Here is a 17,383-nt window from a genome sequence, read left to right on the forward strand (position 1 = left end):
TGTCTGTCTCGGGTCTCGGAGCGCGCTTCGCTCGCACCTCGACCAGCGTGGTGACGGTGTCGATCAAACCGGCGGCGCGACGAAGACGCCCTTGTCGGGGTCGTTGAAGGAATCGCGGGCGATGAACTCGCTCATCGGGTCCGCGATGCCCCACAGGTCCTGAGTGTTGGGGTCCGCGATGTCGTACACGTGCGGGTGCCACTGGTCGGTGGTGAGCCGCTCGAGCTCGGTGGTGTACTCCATCGTGTTGCCGCTGGGGTCCAGGAAGTAGGTGAAGGTGTTGTTGCCCGCGTGGTGGCGACCCGGGCCCCAGATCTTCTTGATGCCGGCGCGCATCACCCGGCCCGTGCCGTAGAGGTACTCGTCCAGGCCGCGCATCTCGAAGGAGACGTGGTGCACGGCGGTGTGCGGGCCGCGGGCGATGGCCAGGCTGTGGTGCCAGTCGTTGCACCGCATGAAGTGCATCATCTCGCCCATGTGCTCGCCCCAGAGCGTGTCGGAGAGCTTGAAGCCGAGCACGTTGGCGTAGAAGTCCCGGGTCCGATTGGGATCCTGGGAGTTCATCACCGCGTGCGAGAGCCGGACCGGGATGGCCTCCTTCTCCTCGATCTCGCGGAAGGCGCGCATCTCCACGTCCGAGCTGATCTCGATGGTGCGGCCGTCGATGTCGAAGAACCGGAACCCGTAGCCGCCGCCGGCGGTCTGCAGCTTGTCGGGCTCGTTAACGAGCTGGATGCCCTGGCTGGCCAGCTTCTGGGCGAGCGCGTCGACGGTCTCGGGACTCTCGGAGCCGAACGAGATCAGGTCGAGGCGCTTCTCAGCGTCCTTGCGCAGCCGGACGATGTACTGCTCCGGCGAGCCCTCGGCCGCGAAGTAGGACAGGTCGCCGTCGGTGCCGACCTCGGTCAGCCCCCAGGTGCCCTTGTAGAACGTCCGCTGCTTCTCGAAGTCGGGGACGGCGAGGTCGACGTGACGCAAGTGCGTGATGCCGTGCTCGTTGAGGTGGCTGCTCATGGGTTCTTCCTTACTGATGGTGATGAGGCGGTCAGCCGAGGACCGAGCCGCCGCCGTCGATGACGAGGTTGATGCCGGTGATCCACGAGGCCTCCTCGGAGGCCAGGAACACCGCGGCGCTGACGATGTCCTCGGGCTGCCCCACCCGGCCCAGCGGGATCCGGTCCCACGTCGCCTTCATCGCCGGCGGCGGGTCGTCAACCAGGAACTTCGTGGCCGGGGTCTGCACGAAGCCCGGCGAGATGCAGACCGCCCGAATCCCGTGCGGGCCGCCCTCGACCGCCAGCTGCTGGGTCAGATTGATCACGCCGGCCTTGGCCGCGCCGTGCGCGTTCTGCGGCATGAACTCCACCCCGCGGGTGCCCGCGATCGAGCCGATGTTGACCACCACGCCGCCGCGCTGCTTGAGGTGCTTCCACGCCGCCCGCACCGCGTAGAACACGATGTTGAGTTCCATGTCGATGGCGAAGTCCCAGTCCTCGACCGAGATCTCGTCGATCGCGCCGAAGCGCTGGATGGAGGCGTTGTTGTAGAGGATGTCGATCCCGCCGTGGACCTGCGCGCCGGCGTTGATCCACTCCTCCACCGCGACCGCGTCACCGCAGTCGACCGGTGCGCTGCCGGTGATCTCCCCGCCCTCGGCCCGCACGAGCGCGACGGTCTCCTCCAGGCCCTCGACGTCGAGGTCGCAGCCCACGACCTTCGCGCCCTCGGCGGCGAACCGACGGGCCGCCTCCCGGCCCATCCCGCCGCCGATCCCGGTGATGAGGGCGACCTTGCCCTCCAGACGTCCACTCATGTGGTTGCTCCTGCGGTCGTGCGGTCGAGCAGCTCGATCAGGTTTCCCTCTGGGTCGGCCACGTAGGCCATCCGGACGCCGGGCTCCGGCGAGGGCCGCGGCGACATCCGCTCGCTCGCACCCGAGACGAGCAGCGCCTCGTACGCGCTGTCGACCTCGGGTACGTCGAGGGCGACGTGGCCGAAGCCGTGGGTCAACGCCGCCTCGACCGGGCCGCCAGCCTGGAGGCCGGGGCTGCCCTCCGGACGGTGCAGCAGCTCCAGCCGCCACCCGTCCTGCGAGCGCAGCATCGCGCCGGTGAAGTCGACGTGGTCGAGCTTGAACTCGAACTCCACGGCCAGGTCAAGGGCCTCGGCGTACCAGGCCTTCATCGCCGGAAGGTCCGCGACGGTCAGGCCGACGTGGTCGAGCCTCATGCCACGACCACGGTGCGGACGTTCGTGAACTCGCGCATGCCCTCGGCGGACAGCTCGCGGCCGTAGCCGCTGCGGCCGATGCCGCCGATCGGCAGCCGCGGGTCCGAGGCCACGATGGCGTTGATGAACAGGCCGCCGGAGCGGATCCGTCGGCCGATGGCCAAGGCGTGGTCGGCCTCGCCCCACACCGCGCAGCCGAGCCCGAAGGCGGTGTCGTTCGCGAGCTCGACGGCGTGGTCGTCGTCGCGGGCGCGGACGATCGCGGCCGCGGGGCCGAAGGTCTCCTCGACGAAGGCGGTCATGCCCGGGGTGACGTGGTCCAGGACCGTCGGCTGGATGAAGGCACCGGGACCCTCGATCGGCTCGCCCCCGGAGACGAGGGTGGCGCCCTGCGCGACCGTCTCGCGGATCTGGCGCAGCAGCCCGTCGCGCAGGTCCATCCGTGCCATCGGACCCAGCGTGGTCGAGGGGAGCGTCGGGTCGCCGACCTCCAGCGCGGCGACCCGCGCCAGGAAGGCGGTGACGAACTCGTGCGCGACCGACTCGTGGACGATGAACCGCTTCGCGGCCACACAGCTCTCACCGACGTTGCCGAAGCGGGACCTGGCGGCCGCGGTGGCGGCGGCCTCGATGTCGGCGTCAGCGAGGACCACGAACGGGTCCGACCCGCCGAGCTCGAGCACCGACTTCTTGATCTGGGCCGCGGCCAGCGACGCCAGCGAGGAGCCCGCCCGCTCGCTGCCGGTCAGCGTGACGGCGGCGACGCGCGGGTCGTCCACCACGCGCTGGGACACCGCCGCGACGTCCTCGGGCGCCACGACCAGCGACCGGAGGAGACCGGTGGGCGCACCGGCATCGGCGAGGAGCTGCTCGAGCGCCAGGGCCGCGCCGGTGACGTCGGGACTGTGCTTGAGCAGCAACGCGTCACCGGCGGCGATGGCGCCGGCGCCGGCCCGGATGACCTGCCAGAACGGGTAGTTCCAGGGCATTACGGCGAACACGACCCCAAGCGGCTCGTAGGAGAGCCAGGAGCGGGTGGCACCGGAGACCAGCTCATGGTCGGCGAGCCACTGCGGCGCGTTCTCGGTGACGGTCTCGCAGTTCCAGACGCACTTCTCGATCTCGCCGAGGGCCTCGGTGATCGGCTTGCCCATCTCGGCGGTGATCAGCGCGGCGTACTCCTCACGGCGCTCGCTGAGCAGCTTGCCGACGCTGCGCAGCAGCGCGAGCCGGTCCTCGAGGGCGGTGTCGCGCCAGACCTGCGCGGCGGCGTACGTCTCGGCGATCGCCTGCTCGATGCCGGCCTCGTCGTGCGCGGGGTAGGTCGCCAGGACCTCGCCGGTGGCGGGGTTGCGGGTGACGACCGGGTTCGGGGTGTGCGTCATGCCGACTCCTCCAGACGGGTACGACGGCGGGCTGGCGCCACCGGTGCGACGGTCGCCTGGGTCGGGGTGATGAGGTTGCGGATCGTCCCGAGCCGCTCGATCGACATCTCGACCACGTCGCCCACCTGCAGCGGCGGCGGGGTCAGTGTGCCGTTGCGGCCCCACGACTCGGCCAGCGAGCCGGATGCGCAGGTGCCGGAGCCGAAGACCTCGCCGGCCTTGACCCACGAGGCACGCGAGGCGTGCGAGACCATCTGCTCGAACGACCAGCCCATGTTGCCTGAGCTGTCCGCACCGACCTGCCGGCCGTTGACCTTCACGGTCATCTCGAGATCCAGGAACCCGTCGGCGTCGCGGCAGTCCTCCAGCTCGTCGGCGGTGACGACCCACGGCCCGATGGTGGTGGCGAAGTCCTTGCCCTTGGACGGGCCGAGGTTGAGCTTCATCTCCTTGCCCTGCACGTCTCGCGCCGACCAGTCGTTCATGATGCAGTAGCCGCCGATCGCCTCGCGGGCCTCGTCGGGCGTCGCGTTGCGGACGTCGCGGCACATGACGGCGGCGATCTCCAGCTCGAAGTCGAAACGCTCCGTGTCTGGCGGCATCGGCACGTCCTCGTACGCGCCGATGACCGCGTGCGGAGCCATGAACAGGAAGACCGGCGCGTCGTACCACTCCCCCGGTGGACCGGGGTTGCCGTGCCCGCGCTCCATCCCGTCGACGTGCGCCTCGAAGGTGAGGAAGTCGCGCATCGCGCTCGGGTAGACCGGGGCCAGCAGCTTGACCTCGTCGGGGTGCAGGCCGTCGCCCTGGGCGGCCGCGTCCCCGGCGGCCTCACGCTCGGCGACCGGGGCCGCGAGCAGGGCGATCAGGTCGGCGCCCTCTCCGAACGGGTGCAGCCACCACCCCGAGCGGTCGCCGACGACGAGCCCGACGCGGCGGGTGCCGGCCGGGTCGTCGGCACGGCGGAAAGCGGCCAGTCTCATCGCATGTCAGCCGATCGTCTCGTAGAAGGCGCGCTCGCGGTTGGCCAGCACGGGGATGGCCAGACCGTGGCCGTACTCGGCGAAGTGCTCCGAGGCACCGTGGGCGACGTAGGCCTCCTCGTCGTCGTAGACCTCGAAGAGCCGGAACACGAGCGGCTCGGCCGGGTCCTGGAACGCCTGGTAGAACCGGTTGCCCGGCTCCTGCCGCGAGGGCGGGGTGAGCTTCTCGATCGCGTCGCGGACGATGTCCTCCTTGCCGGGCTGGGCGGTCCAGGTAGCGCTGACAACGTAGGCCATGGGAGTTCTCCTCAGAGGTCTTCGGGATAAAGGGAACGGGCGCCGGCGGCGACCCGGGAGAGGTGGGGGGTGTGGTTCACGCTAGGACGGGGCGATGCCCGGCGGAACGCGCTTCGAGCGATGGTTGGCATCAGTGCGGGGAGCCCCAGATCGATGGTGCTGCCGTCGCGTCTGGTGCCGGTGAACGAGTTGTAGGCGACGAGGATGTCGGCGAACCGGCCGTCCTCGTCGAGGCGGTAGGAGATGACCCCGCGGAACTCGAAGGTCTCCCCTCGAGCACCGGGCCGAACAGCGACTCCGGATCGTCGCTCTCGGCGGTGAACCGGTCCTTCATGCCTTGGACGCCGTCGTACTCGAGGGTGCCGTTCTTCATGTGCATGTCGTCGGCGAGGTAGTCCTCGAAGGCGGTGGTGTCGCGGCGTTTGAAGCGGGTGATGTAGTCGTCGAAGGAGGCCTTGTCCATCCGTCAGTCCTTCCCTTTCAGCTTGCGTCGGCCGAGGTAGGTGGACAGGCCGACGGCGACGAGCAGCGCCGCACCGTTGAATACGTTGGTGGCCCAGCCGCTGGCGCCCATCAGGGTCAGGCCGCTGACCGCGATCGAGACGAAGATCGCGCTGATCACGGTGCCGACCACGTTGAAGAAGCCGGGGATGATCGCGGTCGCGCCGAGGAAGACCGCTGCCAGCGCCGGGAACAGCAGCGTGCCGCCGTCCACGGCCGTCGCGCTCCCCTGCCGGCCCAGTTGGAGGATGCCGGCCAGGCCCGCGATCAGCGCTGAGACCACGAACGCGGTCCACACGTTGCGGTCCACCGGTACGCCGACCAGCCGCGCGCTGGCGGCGTTCGAGCCGATCGCGTAGAGCGAGCGGCCGTAGGGCGTGTGCCGGAAGAAGTACCAGACCACCGCCGCCACGATCAGCACCACGAAGAAGACCGCCGGCAGGTTGAACCAGCGCGAGGATCCGAACGAGATCAGCGCCGAGGAGCCGTCCAGCACGAACGTGCGGCCGTTGCAGTACCAGATCGTGATGCCTGACAGCAGGGTCGCCATGCCCAGCGTGGTCACGAACGGGCTCATCTTGAACTTCGTGACGAACAGGCCGTTGACCACGCCGATCAGGACCGATACCAGCAGCGGAATGATGATCGCGACGACCAGCGGCAGTCCCGACTTGGTCTGCAGCCCGGCGCACAGCACCGAGGAGAAGACGGCGGTCGACCCGAGGGAGAAGTCGAAGAAGCTGCTCACCAGGGGGAAGAGCGCGGCCAGCGCGATCAGCAGCACGACGGCGTTGTTGCCGAGCACCACGTTGACGTTGTTGATCGTCGGGAAGGCGACGTCGGCCGGCGGCATGACGGCGAAGAAGATCGCCACCGCGACCGTGATCAGCACCAGTGCGTAGCTCTCGAGGAAGCGGATCACGTTCGCGGCACCGAGGGTCGACGACGAGGCGCTCCGGCCGGTGGGGGGCGTCGGTGCCGACGGGCTGTTCTGTGCAGGCACGGTGTGGGCCTGCGAGGTGTCGGTCATGCCGGACTGCCTTCCGTGTGGCTAGGGGTGTTGGATGCTTTGAGGACCAGCGCCGTCAGGTCGTCGACGCTGACCTCGCTGGCCACCACCTCGCGGGTGATCCGGCCGCCACCCAGGACGACGATCCGGTCGCAGAGGGCGTGCAGCTCGGTGAGGTCGCTGGAGGCGATCAGCACGCAGGCACCGGTCTCGCCCGCGGCCTGGCGGATCACGCCGTAGATGTCCGCGCGCGACATCACGTCGACGCCCTGGGTCGGCTCGTCGAGCAGGATCACCTTCGGGTCGCGCTGTAGCCAGCGGGCCAGGACGACCTTCTGCTGGTTGCCGCCCGACATCGAGCTGAACAGGGCGTCCGGGCCGGCGACCTTGATCCCGAACTTCTGGATCAGCCGCTCGGCGTTGGAACGGGAGTCGCGACGGCGGATCAGGCCGCGGCGCCACAGCCGGTGAAGCACGCTCATCGAGAGGTTCTGGTCGATGGTCAGGTCGGGGAACGCGGCCTCGTGGGCGCGGTCCTCGGGCACGAGCGCGATGCCGGCCCCCATGGCCTCGTCGATGGAGCGGGGCGCGAACGCCCGTCCTTCCAGCAGCATCGTTCCCGACGCGGGGCGTAGGGCTCCGAACGCCATGCCCAGCAGGGTCGAGCGCCCGGATCCGGCGAGCCCGGCGATGCCGACGATCTCCCCGCGGTGCACGGTGAGGTCGACACTGTGCACCGGACCGCCGCCGATGCCGCGCAGCTCCAGCACCGGCTCGGCGGTGGCGTGGCTGGTGGAGCCGGTCGGTCGCAGCGCCGCGACCGTGCGCCCGGCCATGATGGCGACGATCTCGTCCTCGGTCGGGTGCGCGTCGACGAGCTCGCCGACGACGGCCCCGTCGCGGAAGACGGTGAAGTCCTGGGCCACCGACAGCACCTCCTGCATGCGGTGACTGACGATGACGAAGGTCTGGCCGAGGTCGGCGCGACGGCGCACGTGGCCGAGCAGCTCCTCGGACTCCTTCTTGCCCAGCGAGGCCGTCGGCTCGTCGAGCACGACCACGCACTCGCCGGACTCGTCGTCCTGGAGCGCTCGAGCGATCGCGACCAGCGTGCGGTCGGCGGGACGCAGCCGGTTCACCGGCGTCCGCGGGCGGGCCTCGATGCCGTACGCCTCGATCAGGGCGGCAACCCGCTTGCGGAGCGACTTCCAGTCGATGCCTCCGGCGGCATTACGCGGGTAGCCTGCGTCGAGCGCGAAGTTCTCCTCGATGCTGAGCTGGTCGAAGAGACCCAGGTCCTGGTGGACGAACCGCAGGCCGGCCTTCTCGGCCGTCGCCGGCGCGTAGCCGTCGAGGTCGTAGGACCGGCCGCCGATCTCGAGGTCGCCGGCGTCGGCCTGATAGACTCCGGCGAGGATCTTGATGGTGGTGCTCTTGCCCGACCCGTTTCCGCCGAGCAGGGCGTGGACCGTGCCCCGGCGAACGGTGAGCGAGGCGTCCTTGAGGACGTGCACCGAGCCGAAGCTCTTGTTCAGCGCCGCCACGCGCAGTGCGACGTCGCCGGGCAGGTCGGGCCGGCGGGCAGCCGAGGGAGTACCCCCGGCTGCCGCCTGGTGCGCTGTCGTCGATCCCATGATCAGGCCTTGCCCCACGACTTGAGGAACGCGGACTTCCAGTCGATGCTGCCCTGGTAGGCGCCGGACTTCGGCAGGTTGTGGTCGGCGTCGACGGCCTGGATCTCCTCGCCGATGTCGACCGGCTTCTGGTTGGCAAGTACACGGATCGCGGTGTCGATCGACCCCCAGGCGCCCCACTCCTGGGCCTGCGGGGTGGCGCCCAGGTTGATGCCGTTCTGGGTGCCCTTGCGGATCAGGTCCATCGTCGAGGCGTCCGACTGGCCGCCGACGACGATCGTTAGGTCCGTACGGCCCGAGGAGACGATGGCCTGATAGAGGCCGGCGTTGAGCCAGCCGCCGACCGGCACCTGGAGGACGTTGACGTCGGGGTGGGCCAGCAGCGCTGTGGTGACCTTCTGGACGAACGAGCCGTCAGCCGTCTCCGGGTCGGAGATGTCGATGTTCTGCTCGACAGTGCTGTTGCCCAGCTTCTTCAGCTCGGCGTTGAAGCCGTCGGTGATCCACTGGCCCCAGCTGTTGGTGGAGGCGGTCAGGGTGATCGCCTTGACGTTCCCATCGTTCTGGCCGTACGCCCAGTCGGCGCCGAACTTGCCGAAGGTGTTCCACTCCTCGACGCCGGTGTAGCCGCTGACCCAGGGGCGCTCGGAGGCCCACAGCTGCGGCTTGCAGTCGTCGGGGCCGCCGCCGCCGACCACCGTGATACCGGCCTTCTTGGCCTCCTGGAAGGCGGCCTGCGCGGCCTGGCAGTCGAAGCCGACCGGGACGATCACGTCCGCGCCGCCGGCGATGGCCTGGCGGATGGCGGCGGCGAAGCCGTCGGGGCTGAGCTTGCCGTCGGCCATGTGGGCCGACCAGCCAGCCGCCTTGGCGGCGGCCATCATCGCCTCGGTAGGTGCCGAGCAACTCGAGACGGACTGGCCGCAGGAGATGACGTAAAAGTTGACGCCCGCCTTGGGCGTGACTGCGGGCAGGTCTGCCAGGTCCGAGCCCAGCCCCTTGTACGCCGTGTCCAATGCCTGCTGGGCCGCCGGGCTGAGGCTGTTCGACGTGGTGTCGCCGTCGGTCGAGCCCGAGCCCGAGCTGCCGCAGCCGATCAGCGACGCACCGGTGAGGGCGACGACGGCGCCGACGGCGACGAGCTTGCCCGCCCGGCGGCCGCTCCGCAGCCAGGTCGGCCGCGTAGTGCGGCTGTCTGCGCTGAGGTCTTGGCTCATTTCTGCTCCTTCGTGAACGGACGGCACGCGTCGCCGCCTCCCATCCGAGACCGTGTGACTGAGGTCACTGATGGAGCGTGACGCACGTCGCAGCAGAGGGGAAAACACCGCTACGAATGCCAACCATTCGTCCGAGCCTGGACCTCGGCGGACGATGGCTGGCATCAGCGAGGACGGGGTTCCCGAGCCGCGGACGGGCCTGTTTCCTGTGACCGATGACACAAAGGAGGCCCCATGTCCGAGTCCCGCATCAGTCGGGTCCTGATCGTCGGTGGAGGTATCACCGGCGGCGTACTCTCCCTCGCGCTGGCGCAGCGCGGCGTCGAGGTTGTGCTCGTCGACCTGCGCGAGACCCTGCGCGGCGTCGGTCACGGCATCACGCTGCAGGGCAACGCCCTGAAGGCGTTCCGCAGCGTCGGGATCTACGACCGTCTCGCCGAGCGGGCGTACCCGTTCAACAAGCTGCGCCTGCGCGGCGCCGACGGCAGCCTCATCGCTGAGATCGCCACCCCGCCGATGGGTGGCCCGGACCTGCCCGGCACGATGGGCGCCGTGCGCGGCGACATCGCCGACATCCTGGCCGACAGCGTCGTCGCCGCGGGCGTCGACGTACGGCTCGGGACGACGTTGACCGCGATCGAGGACCACGGCGACTCCGTCACCGTCACGCTCTCCGACGGCAGCACCGAGACCGTCGACCTGCTGGTCGGCGCCGACGGCATCCGGTCCAGGGTGCGCGGCATGATCGGCATCGCGACCGAGCCCAAGCCTGTCGGCATGGGCATCTGGCGCACCGTTGCCAAGCGGCCCCCGCAGATGGACTGCTCGGAGATGTACTACGGCGGCCCGAAGTACAAGGCCGGCTACACGCCGATCTCCGAGGACCTCTGCTACGCGTTCCTCCTCGAGGAGAACCTCGACCGCTCCTACCTGGGCGAGGGCCCGCGCGGCAAGGAGCTCAAGGAGCACGGTCAGGGGTACGGCGGCACCTGGGGCGAGGTGCGCGACAGCCTGACCGACGACGCGGTCGTCAACTACCAGTGGATCGAGGCGATCTGCGTCGACGAGCCGTGGTTCCGCGGCCGCACGATCATCATCGGCGACGCCGCCCACGCCTGCCCGCCGCTGATCGCCCAGGGGGCGGCGATGTGCGCCGAGGACGCGGTGATCCTGGCCGAGATGCTTACCGACGGGCAGAGGGTCGACGAGGTGCTGCCGGCGTTCTGGGAGCGCCGATTCCCCCGCGTGAAGATGGTGCTGGATAACAGTCTCATCCTCGCCGAGTGGGAGATTCACCCCGAGACGCCTGGCGCCGACCCGGGCCGCCTCATGGGCGAGACGCTCGATGCTCTGGTGGCGACGGCGTGAGCGCGCGGCCCACCCTCGACGTCGACGTCAGCTTCGACGGCGAGCTTCTCCTCCGCGGTGACGCGGGGTTCGGGGACGCCCGGGTCGACCGGATCTTCAACCGCCGGCTCACCGATCGCTCCCCCGCGGCCGTGCTGCGGGTGGCCAGCGAGCGCGACGTGGTCAACGGCGTGCGCCTGGCCCGCGAGCGCGGCTGGAAGGTCGCGGTCCGCTCCGGTGGCCACAGCTGGGCGCAGTGGTCGGTGCGCGACGACGCGCTCGTGCTCGACCTGGGCGCGCTCAAGGAGATGGCCTACGACGAGGCCACCGGCATCGTCACCGCCTCCCCGGCGGTCAAGGGCGGCAGCGAACTCGGCCCCTACCTCGCCGAGCGCGGCCGGTTCTTCGTCGGCGGCCATTGCCCCACCGTCGGCATCGGTGGCTTCCTCCTCCAAGGCGGCCAAGGGTGGAACGCGCGCGGCTGGGGCTGGGCGGCGGAGTATGTCGAGGCCATCGACGTGGTCACCGCCGAGGGCGAGCTGGTCCGTGCCGACGCCACCCAGCACGCCGACCTCTACTGGGCCGCTCGCGGCGCTGGACCGGGCTTCTTCGGCGTCGTCACCCGGTTCCACCTCCGCACGCGTCCCCACCCGGGCTACCTTGCCCACACCGTCCAGGCCTTCCGGCTCGACGACTTCGACGAGGTGATGACCTGGCTGCACGACACGCACGGGAGCATCGCCGACAGCGTCGAGATCGTGGCACTCACCATGACCGACCCGCAGATCTCCCCCGACCCGGTGCTATTGGTGACCGGGGTGGCGATGGTTGACGACGAGCAGCAGGCGGACGCCGCGCTGGCGCCGTTCCGGGACAACCCGGCGCTCGTACGGGCGCTGCTCGTGGTGGACGCGCAGCCGACGACGTTCGATGCGGAGCGGGCCCAGCAGGTCCGGGCCAACCCCGAGGGGCACCGCTGGGTCGTCGACAACGCCTGGCTCTCCGGGACGGCGGCCGAGGTGGTGCCGGCGATGCGCCGCGCCTACACCACGCTTCCGAACGAGAAGGCGTTCACCATCTGGTTCAGCATGGCGCCGCTGCGCGAGCTGCCCGACATGGCTTTCTCGGTGCAGTCGGAGATCTACCTGGCGTCGTACGTGCTGTGGGAGGACCCCGCCGAGGACGCGCAGCACCGCGCCTGGCTCGACCGGGCGATGGCGGACCTGGAGCCGGTCACCGTCGGCCAGTACCTGGGCGACAGCGACCTCTCCCACCGGCAGCTGCGGTTCCTTTCCGATGAGTCCTGGGAGCGGCTGCAGAAGATCCGGGCCGAGCGCGACCCCGATGACCTGTTCGTGGGCTACCTCGCCGGCGCCGACGGCGCCACGAACGCCAACCACTGGCTGTGACACCACCGCGCTGAGCGGCGGCTCAGGGCATCGGGTCGGCGCCGAGCGAGAGTTCGGCGCTGGCCGCCTCGAGCCGGCCGAAGAGCCAGCGGTACGCCGGGTCGGAGAGCCGGTGCTCGGCGAACCAATAGCCCTCGGCCAGCAGCGCCTCGCCGAACGGCGGCTCCACCATCACCAGGGGGCAGCCGGGTCGGGCGTGCAGCCGCGCCAGCATCTCAGGGACGACGGCGTACATGTCCGTGCCCTCGATGACGAACGGCAGCGGCAGGAAGCCGAAGACCTGCAGCACCGGCCGGTGACTGATGTGGAACTCGCCGAAGACCCGATCGGCTGGCGTCAGCACGCCCGCGCCGAACGTGCCCGAGGCATACGGGAGCTCGCTGAGGTCCTCGAGGGTGAGCCGGCCGTCGACCAGCCGCGGGTTGTTCCGGTCGGCGAGCAGCACCATCCGGTCCGTCCACAGCGGCCGCGAGACCCCGTGGAACCCGAAGCCCATCGGCGCCACCAGCGCGTCGTTGTCCACCAGGAGCTGCTCGGAGAGATGGGCGCCGGCGCCGAGGTTGCCGACGGTCAGCCGTACCCCGGGCGCCTCGGCCTCGACCAGCCGAACCAGCGGCTCGTGGATCGCGGCCAGGGCGTAGTCGCTCATCACCAGCCGGAACGTGCGCTTGCTGGTGCTCGGGTCGAACGCGTCCTCCAAGTCGAGGGCCACGCCGACCAGCCGGACCGCCTGCTGCACCTCCGGCAACAGATCGCGCGCGAACGGGGTGAGCTCGTACTCGCGCCCCGCGCGCACCAGCAGCTCGTCGTCGAAGCGGCGACGCAGCCGCGCCAGCGCCGCGCTCATCGTGGGCTGGCTCAGGGAGAGTCGCTGCCCGGCCCGGGTGACGTTGCCCTCCTCCAGCAGCACCTTCAACGGGAGCAGCAGGTTGAGGTCTGTCCCGCCCAACGCCATGGCGCACCCTTCTCTCGCTCAGTGCCCTCGCTCAGTGCCCTCGTCCAGCGCCCTGCTCAGCCTCCACTCTCAGCGGTGGCGACTACAGTGCCATGGCCATGGTCACACACGAGCACGCGACGCGTGAGCGACTGCGCGAGGTCGACGCCAACCTCCTCTTCGCCCTGCACGCGCTGCTCGAGGAGCGCAACCTGACCCGCGCCGGAGAACGGCTGATGATGAGCCAGCCCGCGATGAGCGGCGCCCTCACCCGACTGCGCAAGCACTTCAACGACGAGCTCCTGGTACGGTCGGGCCGCGGCTTCGAGCTGACCCCCACCGCCGAGCGGCTACGGCCGTCGGTCAGCGACGCGGTCGAGGCGGCCGAGGCGCTGCTTGGCAACGAGCGCGCCTTCGCGCCCGCGACGAGTGCCAAGCGGTTCGCGGTGAGCATGTCGGAGTACGCCATGACCGTCCTCGCCGAGCCGCTCGCCCGGATCCTCACCGAGCAGGCGCCCGGCTGCACGATCACGCTCGACCCGCTCGACCTGGACCGCGAGCAGATGGACACCCAGCTGATGCGTCGCGACCTCATCATCGCGCCGCTCGGCTTCGACTTCCCCGGCCGCTCCCAGCCGGTCTCCAGCGACGAGCTGGTCTGCCTGGTCGACCGCAACCATCCCCGCCTGCGTGACGGGGCGCTGACGCTGCAGGACCTGCACGAGATGCCGCACGCGGTCGCGGAGTTCACCGCCGCCGGCGCCGTGCGACGGCCGCTGGAGGTCGAGCTGGAGCGGCACGGTATCGAGGACCGAAACGTGCTCGTCCGGGTGCGCAGCCTGCTCACCCTCCCGTTCGCGGTCGCCGGCACCGACATGTGCTGCTTCGTGCCGTCGCGGCTGGCCCGACGCTGCCTCGACGTACTCGACCTCACTCCCGCCCGCACCCCCCTGGGCCCGGTGAACATCACCGAGGCAGCGCACTGGCACCCCCGCCGGGAGAAGGACCCCTCGGTGATCTGGCTGCGCCGGCTGCTGTATGACGTGGCCGTCACTGTGGAGGACGAGCGTTCCTGAGCGGCGTCTGCGATCGCCGATGCCGGTGATCGGTCCTGGCGATGACCCTCCCCCTTGCCGCAAGGTGCCCTTCTCGGGCTGACTGTGACCGCAGCCACGGAGAGGAAGAACCGAGCGTGACCTGGGACGACGGAACGCCGCACCTGCGGGAACTGGCGACGGGCGTGTGCGCCTACATCCAGCCCGAGGGCGGCTGGATGGTGAACAACTGCGGCGTCATCACCGAGATGCTCGCGCTGCACGGCGGGCCGATCGGAGCCCACGCATGAGCACCGAGCACCAGGCCCCGCGCCGCGTCGTCACCGGGCACACCCCCGACGGCGTCTCGGTGGTCGTCTCCGACGGGCCGGTGCCGGTCAGCCGGCACCTGCCGGAGGACGGCGTCCACTTCCACGAGATCTGGAACACCGAGGGCGCCCCGGCGCGGATCACCGCCGTCGAGGCCGACGAGCCGACACAGCGGACCCTCGCCGTACCGCCGCCGCCGTGCGGAACCAAGATCCGGATCAACGAGTTCGCGCCGGGGTTCCTCGACGAGGATGGCCTGCAGTCGCCGGTGCACCGCACCGCCTCGATCGACTACGGCATCGTCGTTGAGGGTGAGATCGTCCTGATCCTCGACGACACCGAGGTGACGCTGCGCGCCGGCGACGTCATCGTGCAGCGCGGCACCAGCCACGCGTGGGCCAACCGCGGCGACGTCACCGCGAAGGTGGTCTTCGTGCTCGTCGACGGTGCGTTCGACGACGCCCTCACCCCCACGCTGCCCGACGGCCTGGCCGGGCTCATGCACGGCGGCCCGAGGGACTAGGTCTGCAGCAGGTGGTCTCCTCGGTGGCGGCAACGCTCGCCCGCGACCACTCTGTGCGCCAACCTCGTCTTCCAGCTCGTGTCCAGCCGCTACCAGCGGGCCAGCCTGATCGTCACGTCCAACAAGCCGTTCGGCCGCTGGGGCGCGGTCTTCGGCGGCGACGTCGTAGCCGCAGCCATGACGACCGACTCGTCCACCGCGCCGGGGTCGTCGCCTTGAAGGCGACTCCTACCGACTCAAGAACCGCGACCTGGGCCGCGTCCCCAGGCATCACAACCGAAGAAGCATGACACCAAGGGGGTCAATCGTCGACCGGCGTTGATGGGCGCAGCTGCGGACGCCGCTTTGCCGACACTCGCGGTGAGGTGTGCGTGGCGCATCGTCGGTTCATATGACAGGCATGCCAGAAGATGTGTTCTTGGTCACACACGCGGCGGGATAGGACTCTCGGGAAGCGTCAAGCTCGCCGGAGCTCGACCCACGAACGAGGAGAACCCTTATGCGCCTTTCGGTCACACCATGGCGAAGCCGGCTTCGACGTCGATACCCGGCCCTGCTCACGACCGGGCTGGCAGCGCTCGTACTGCCGGTGCTCCAGGCGCCGGCCGGGTTCGGCGCCGACGCGCAGAACATCACCTGCGACGGCGGCGACTCCCTCTCGCACGGCACCTTGACGGTCGGCTCCGGTGAAACCTGCGAGGTCAGCGCCACCACGAGCCTGCAGAAGCTCGTCATCACCGACGACACCTCGCAGATCACGGTCCCCGACGGCGACGTGCTGAGCATCGTCGTCGATGGTGCCGACACCGGCCAGGCCTACGACGGGGGAAACGTCACCGCGCCCGCCTTGGTGCCTGGCACCTACTCGAGCAGGAGCAGGACCGGCGTGGAGTTGGTCGTGACCTCCGCGGTCCAGTACTCGATGTTCGGCCTGACCTTCCCCCTGCGGCAGGCCCTTGAGGTGGGCTCATCCGGGCTCGACAGGTCCGCCTCGGTCACCCAGGCGGTGTCGGGCGGCACCTACAACAGCGCCGGCGCCGCCGGTGTCTCGATCAGGTCCAAGGGCGACGGCATGGCCGGCATCGATGTCGAGGACGGCGACTACGCCATCACTCGTCCGAGCATCGCCCTGCGCGGCAACGGTCGCCTGGACTTCGCCGGCATCGGCGCCGGGATCAGGATCGCCAACTCCGGCACGAACGTGCGCGTCGACGGCGCGAAGATCAACAACTCCGGCGCCGTGCGCTCCGGGATCGTCGTCACCGACGGCGCCGCGGCGGTGGTGAAGAACTCCACCATCGCCACGCACGACGGCACCTTGCCGAGCGACTACACCCTCTCGCCACCTCCCAACATGCGCGCCGTCCCCTGGGCGCTGGGCCTGACAGGAAACGTCCGTGCCACCAACATGGTGGGAAGCGGCACGCGGGCCACCTACCTCAACGATGACGTGTCCTCGACCAACTGGGGTGTGCTGTCCACCGACTCGACATCGAACAGCTTCCTCACCTCGATCGGTACCAAGGTGACCACGGTGAACGGTGGCTACGGCTCCTATGCCGACGGCGCGAGCGTGACCGACACCTTCCTCGGCACCAGGTTCGACGTCGATGACTACGGAGTGATCAGCACCGGAGGCACGATCAGGATCGGCGACGCCAGCAAGGCGGCCGTGAGGGCGCTCAACAGCGCCGACAACCTCGGTCTGACCGCCGCCGACATCGCCAGCGTGACCAGCCGGGCGACCTCGATCGACTCAGGGCGCTTCGGCATCATGTGGCACGGTGGCGGCACCAGCGATATCGACGCCGGCACGGTCGACATCGGCGGCGCGACGCGGATTAACACCGGCGAGACCACGTTCCAGGACAAGGCCAACGGCGTCACCCTGAACCTGGACGGCTCGCACGGCGCCAGGGTCACCAGTCGCACCGGTGTGATCTTCCAGCTGATGGAGAGCGACGACCCCGGAGGGTTGAGCACCACCTCGGTCTACACCGACCCGGTCTACGGCCACCCCGGGGTCACTGCGACCCGGGACACCAGCTGGGACCTGGCCAACACGGCCAGCAGCAACAAGCCGGCGACGCTGAATCTGACCGACCTGACCACCACGGGCAACTTCTACAACGCCGTCTACAACACCGTGCCCAAGAACATGGTCATGAACCTCGACGGTTCGGCGGTCACGGGGGTCATCTCCTCAAGCACCTCGGTGCACAAGGTGCCGACCATCTCCTACGACAACGGCCAGGGCTACAAGAACATCGGTGAGGTGACCAACACCGTCTCCTCCCCGGTCAACAACGGCGTCATCGTCAACCTGGCCAACGGCTCGACGTGGCGAGTCACCGGAACGTCGTACCTGACCAGCCTGACCATCGATCAGCACTCGCGCATCGTGGGCCATGGCGGCAAGGTCACCATCACCCAGGGCGGCACGACCTACACGCCCGACCAGTTGGTCGGCAAGACCATCACGGGTGGGTACGGCGACCCCATCATCGTGAAGGTGGCGGGATGACCCCACCGATGACGGCTTCCGAGCCCG

17 protein-coding genes and 1 pseudogene are annotated in these 17,383 nt (G+C 69.7%); 7 read left to right on the plus strand and 11 right to left on the minus strand.

Annotated elements, in window-relative coordinates; genetic code table 11:
- Positions 1-63: 63 nt before the first annotated feature.
- The 10 genes from ABLE53_RS22590 to ABLE53_RS22635 form a co-directional block, all read right to left on the minus strand.
- Positions 64-1,014 carry a VOC family protein gene (locus tag ABLE53_RS22590; protein ID WP_348861413.1) on the minus strand — a complete coding sequence of 317 codons (951 nt, stop codon included), beginning with the start codon at positions 1,012-1,014 and terminating at the stop codon, positions 64-66.
- Positions 1,015-1,045: 31 nt separating this feature from the next.
- Entirely contained in the window at positions 1,046-1,813 is a 768-nt protein-coding gene (locus tag ABLE53_RS22595; RefSeq protein ID WP_348861414.1) for an SDR family NAD(P)-dependent oxidoreductase, read from the minus strand.
- On the minus strand, positions 1,810-2,229 hold the full coding sequence (locus tag ABLE53_RS22600) for a VOC family protein (protein WP_348861415.1): 420 nt from the start codon (positions 2,227-2,229) through the stop codon (positions 1,810-1,812). The genes ABLE53_RS22595 and ABLE53_RS22600 overlap by 4 nt, the downstream gene beginning before the upstream one ends.
- Positions 2,226-3,614 carry an aldehyde dehydrogenase family protein gene (locus ABLE53_RS22605; protein WP_348861416.1) on the minus strand — a complete coding sequence of 463 codons (1,389 nt, stop codon included), beginning with the start codon at positions 3,612-3,614 and terminating at the stop codon, positions 2,226-2,228. The genes ABLE53_RS22600 and ABLE53_RS22605 overlap by 4 nt, the downstream gene beginning before the upstream one ends.
- Positions 3,611-4,597, minus strand: coding sequence for a fumarylacetoacetate hydrolase family protein (locus ABLE53_RS22610; protein WP_348861417.1), 987 nt, complete (start codon positions 4,595-4,597; stop codon positions 3,611-3,613). Before ABLE53_RS22610 ends, ABLE53_RS22605 begins: the two co-directional genes overlap by 4 nt.
- A 6-nt stretch (positions 4,598-4,603) precedes the next feature.
- A complete protein-coding gene (locus tag ABLE53_RS22615; protein ID WP_348861419.1) occupies positions 4,604-4,894 on the minus strand; it encodes a putative quinol monooxygenase in 291 nt (96 codons plus the stop codon).
- 130 nt (positions 4,895-5,024) lie between these two features.
- Positions 5,025-5,357: a hypothetical protein gene (locus tag ABLE53_RS22620; protein ID WP_348861420.1), complete on the minus strand. Its 333-nt coding sequence runs from the start codon at positions 5,355-5,357 to the stop codon at positions 5,025-5,027.
- A 3-nt stretch (positions 5,358-5,360) separates the two neighbouring features.
- Complete coding sequence (locus ABLE53_RS22625) at positions 5,361-6,425, minus strand: ABC transporter permease (protein ID WP_348861421.1); 1,065 nt, start codon at positions 6,423-6,425, stop codon at positions 5,361-5,363.
- Complete coding sequence (locus ABLE53_RS22630) at positions 6,422-8,038, minus strand: sugar ABC transporter ATP-binding protein (RefSeq protein ID WP_348861422.1); 1,617 nt, start codon at positions 8,036-8,038, stop codon at positions 6,422-6,424. The genes ABLE53_RS22625 and ABLE53_RS22630 overlap by 4 nt, the downstream gene beginning before the upstream one ends.
- Before the next feature lie 2 nt (positions 8,039-8,040).
- Positions 8,041-9,255 (minus strand): sugar ABC transporter substrate-binding protein, encoded by a 1,215-nt coding sequence (locus tag ABLE53_RS22635; protein WP_348861423.1) that lies wholly within the window; start codon positions 9,253-9,255, stop codon positions 8,041-8,043.
- 234 nt (positions 9,256-9,489) lie between these two features.
- Here ABLE53_RS22635 and ABLE53_RS22640 point away from each other — a divergent pair, with 234 nt between their 5' ends.
- Complete coding sequence (locus tag ABLE53_RS22640) at positions 9,490-10,623, plus strand: FAD-dependent monooxygenase (RefSeq protein WP_348861424.1); 1,134 nt, start codon at positions 9,490-9,492, stop codon at positions 10,621-10,623.
- Positions 10,620-12,011: an FAD-binding oxidoreductase gene (locus ABLE53_RS22645; protein WP_348861425.1), complete on the plus strand. Its 1,392-nt coding sequence runs from the start codon at positions 10,620-10,622 to the stop codon at positions 12,009-12,011. The genes ABLE53_RS22640 and ABLE53_RS22645 overlap by 4 nt, the downstream gene beginning before the upstream one ends.
- 22 nt (positions 12,012-12,033) lie before the next feature.
- Here the strand turns inward: ABLE53_RS22645 and ABLE53_RS22650 are convergent, their stop codons facing one another.
- Entirely contained in the window at positions 12,034-12,966 is a 933-nt protein-coding gene (locus ABLE53_RS22650; RefSeq protein ID WP_348861426.1) for a LysR family transcriptional regulator, read from the minus strand.
- Positions 12,967-13,064: 98 nt separating this feature from the next.
- On the opposite strand from ABLE53_RS22650, the gene ABLE53_RS22655 reads away from it, so the two are divergent.
- From ABLE53_RS22655 to ABLE53_RS22675, 5 genes and pseudogenes are all read left to right on the plus strand, one after another.
- Positions 13,065-14,021, plus strand: coding sequence for a LysR family transcriptional regulator (locus tag ABLE53_RS22655; RefSeq protein WP_348861427.1), 957 nt, complete (start codon positions 13,065-13,067; stop codon positions 14,019-14,021).
- Positions 14,022-14,137: 116 nt separating this feature from the next.
- Positions 14,138-14,290 carry a hypothetical protein gene (locus tag ABLE53_RS22660; protein ID WP_348861428.1) on the plus strand — a complete coding sequence of 51 codons (153 nt, stop codon included), beginning with the start codon at positions 14,138-14,140 and terminating at the stop codon, positions 14,288-14,290.
- Positions 14,287-14,832 carry a cupin domain-containing protein gene (locus ABLE53_RS22665; protein WP_348861429.1) on the plus strand — a complete coding sequence of 182 codons (546 nt, stop codon included), beginning with the start codon at positions 14,287-14,289 and terminating at the stop codon, positions 14,830-14,832. Before ABLE53_RS22660 ends, ABLE53_RS22665 begins: the two co-directional genes overlap by 4 nt.
- Positions 14,833-14,889: 57 nt before the next feature.
- Positions 14,890-15,154: pseudogene (locus ABLE53_RS22670) on the plus strand (ATP-binding protein); the annotation flags it as partial.
- Positions 15,155-15,331: 177 nt separating this feature from the next.
- Positions 15,332-17,356: an autotransporter outer membrane beta-barrel domain-containing protein gene (locus ABLE53_RS22675; RefSeq protein WP_348861431.1), complete on the plus strand. Its 2,025-nt coding sequence runs from the start codon at positions 15,332-15,334 to the stop codon at positions 17,354-17,356.
- Positions 17,357-17,383 lie beyond the last annotated feature (27 nt).

The organism is Nocardioides asiaticus, assembly GCF_040049175.1.
Taxonomy (GTDB): domain Bacteria; phylum Actinomycetota; class Actinomycetes; order Propionibacteriales; family Nocardioidaceae; genus Nocardioides; species Nocardioides cheoyonin.

Excerpts from the sequence above, each read along its gene's own strand:
- ABLE53_RS22595 (WP_348861414.1), bottom strand. The coding sequence starts at position 1,813 with ATGAGTGGACGTCTGGAGGGCAAGGTCGCCCTCATCACCGGGATCGGC.
- ABLE53_RS22610 (WP_348861417.1), bottom strand. The coding sequence starts at position 4,597 with ATGAGACTGGCCGCTTTCCGCCGTGCCGACGACCCGGCCGGCACCCGC.
- ABLE53_RS22665 (WP_348861429.1), top strand. The coding sequence starts at position 14,287 with ATGAGCACCGAGCACCAGGCCCCGCGCCGCGTCGTCACCGGGCACACC.
- ABLE53_RS22640 (WP_348861424.1), top strand. The coding sequence starts at position 9,490 with ATGTCCGAGTCCCGCATCAGTCGGGTCCTGATCGTCGGTGGAGGTATC.
- ABLE53_RS22635 (WP_348861423.1), bottom strand. The coding sequence starts at position 9,255 with ATGAGCCAAGACCTCAGCGCAGACAGCCGCACTACGCGGCCGACCTGG.
- ABLE53_RS22655 (WP_348861427.1), top strand. The coding sequence starts at position 13,065 with ATGGTCACACACGAGCACGCGACGCGTGAGCGACTGCGCGAGGTCGAC.
- ABLE53_RS22625 (WP_348861421.1), bottom strand. The coding sequence starts at position 6,425 with ATGACCGACACCTCGCAGGCCCACACCGTGCCTGCACAGAACAGCCCG.
- ABLE53_RS22675 (WP_348861431.1), top strand. The coding sequence starts at position 15,332 with ATGCGCCTTTCGGTCACACCATGGCGAAGCCGGCTTCGACGTCGATAC.
- ABLE53_RS22630 (WP_348861422.1), bottom strand. The coding sequence starts at position 8,038 with ATGGGATCGACGACAGCGCACCAGGCGGCAGCCGGGGGTACTCCCTCG.
- ABLE53_RS22590 (WP_348861413.1), bottom strand. The coding sequence starts at position 1,014 with ATGAGCAGCCACCTCAACGAGCACGGCATCACGCACTTGCGTCACGTC.
- ABLE53_RS22615 (WP_348861419.1), bottom strand. The coding sequence starts at position 4,894 with ATGGCCTACGTTGTCAGCGCTACCTGGACCGCCCAGCCCGGCAAGGAG.
- ABLE53_RS22600 (WP_348861415.1), bottom strand. The coding sequence starts at position 2,229 with ATGAGGCTCGACCACGTCGGCCTGACCGTCGCGGACCTTCCGGCGATG.
- ABLE53_RS22650 (WP_348861426.1), bottom strand. The coding sequence starts at position 12,966 with ATGGCGTTGGGCGGGACAGACCTCAACCTGCTGCTCCCGTTGAAGGTG.
- ABLE53_RS22620 (WP_348861420.1), bottom strand. The coding sequence starts at position 5,357 with ATGGACAAGGCCTCCTTCGACGACTACATCACCCGCTTCAAACGCCGC.
- ABLE53_RS22605 (WP_348861416.1), bottom strand. The coding sequence starts at position 3,614 with ATGACGCACACCCCGAACCCGGTCGTCACCCGCAACCCCGCCACCGGC.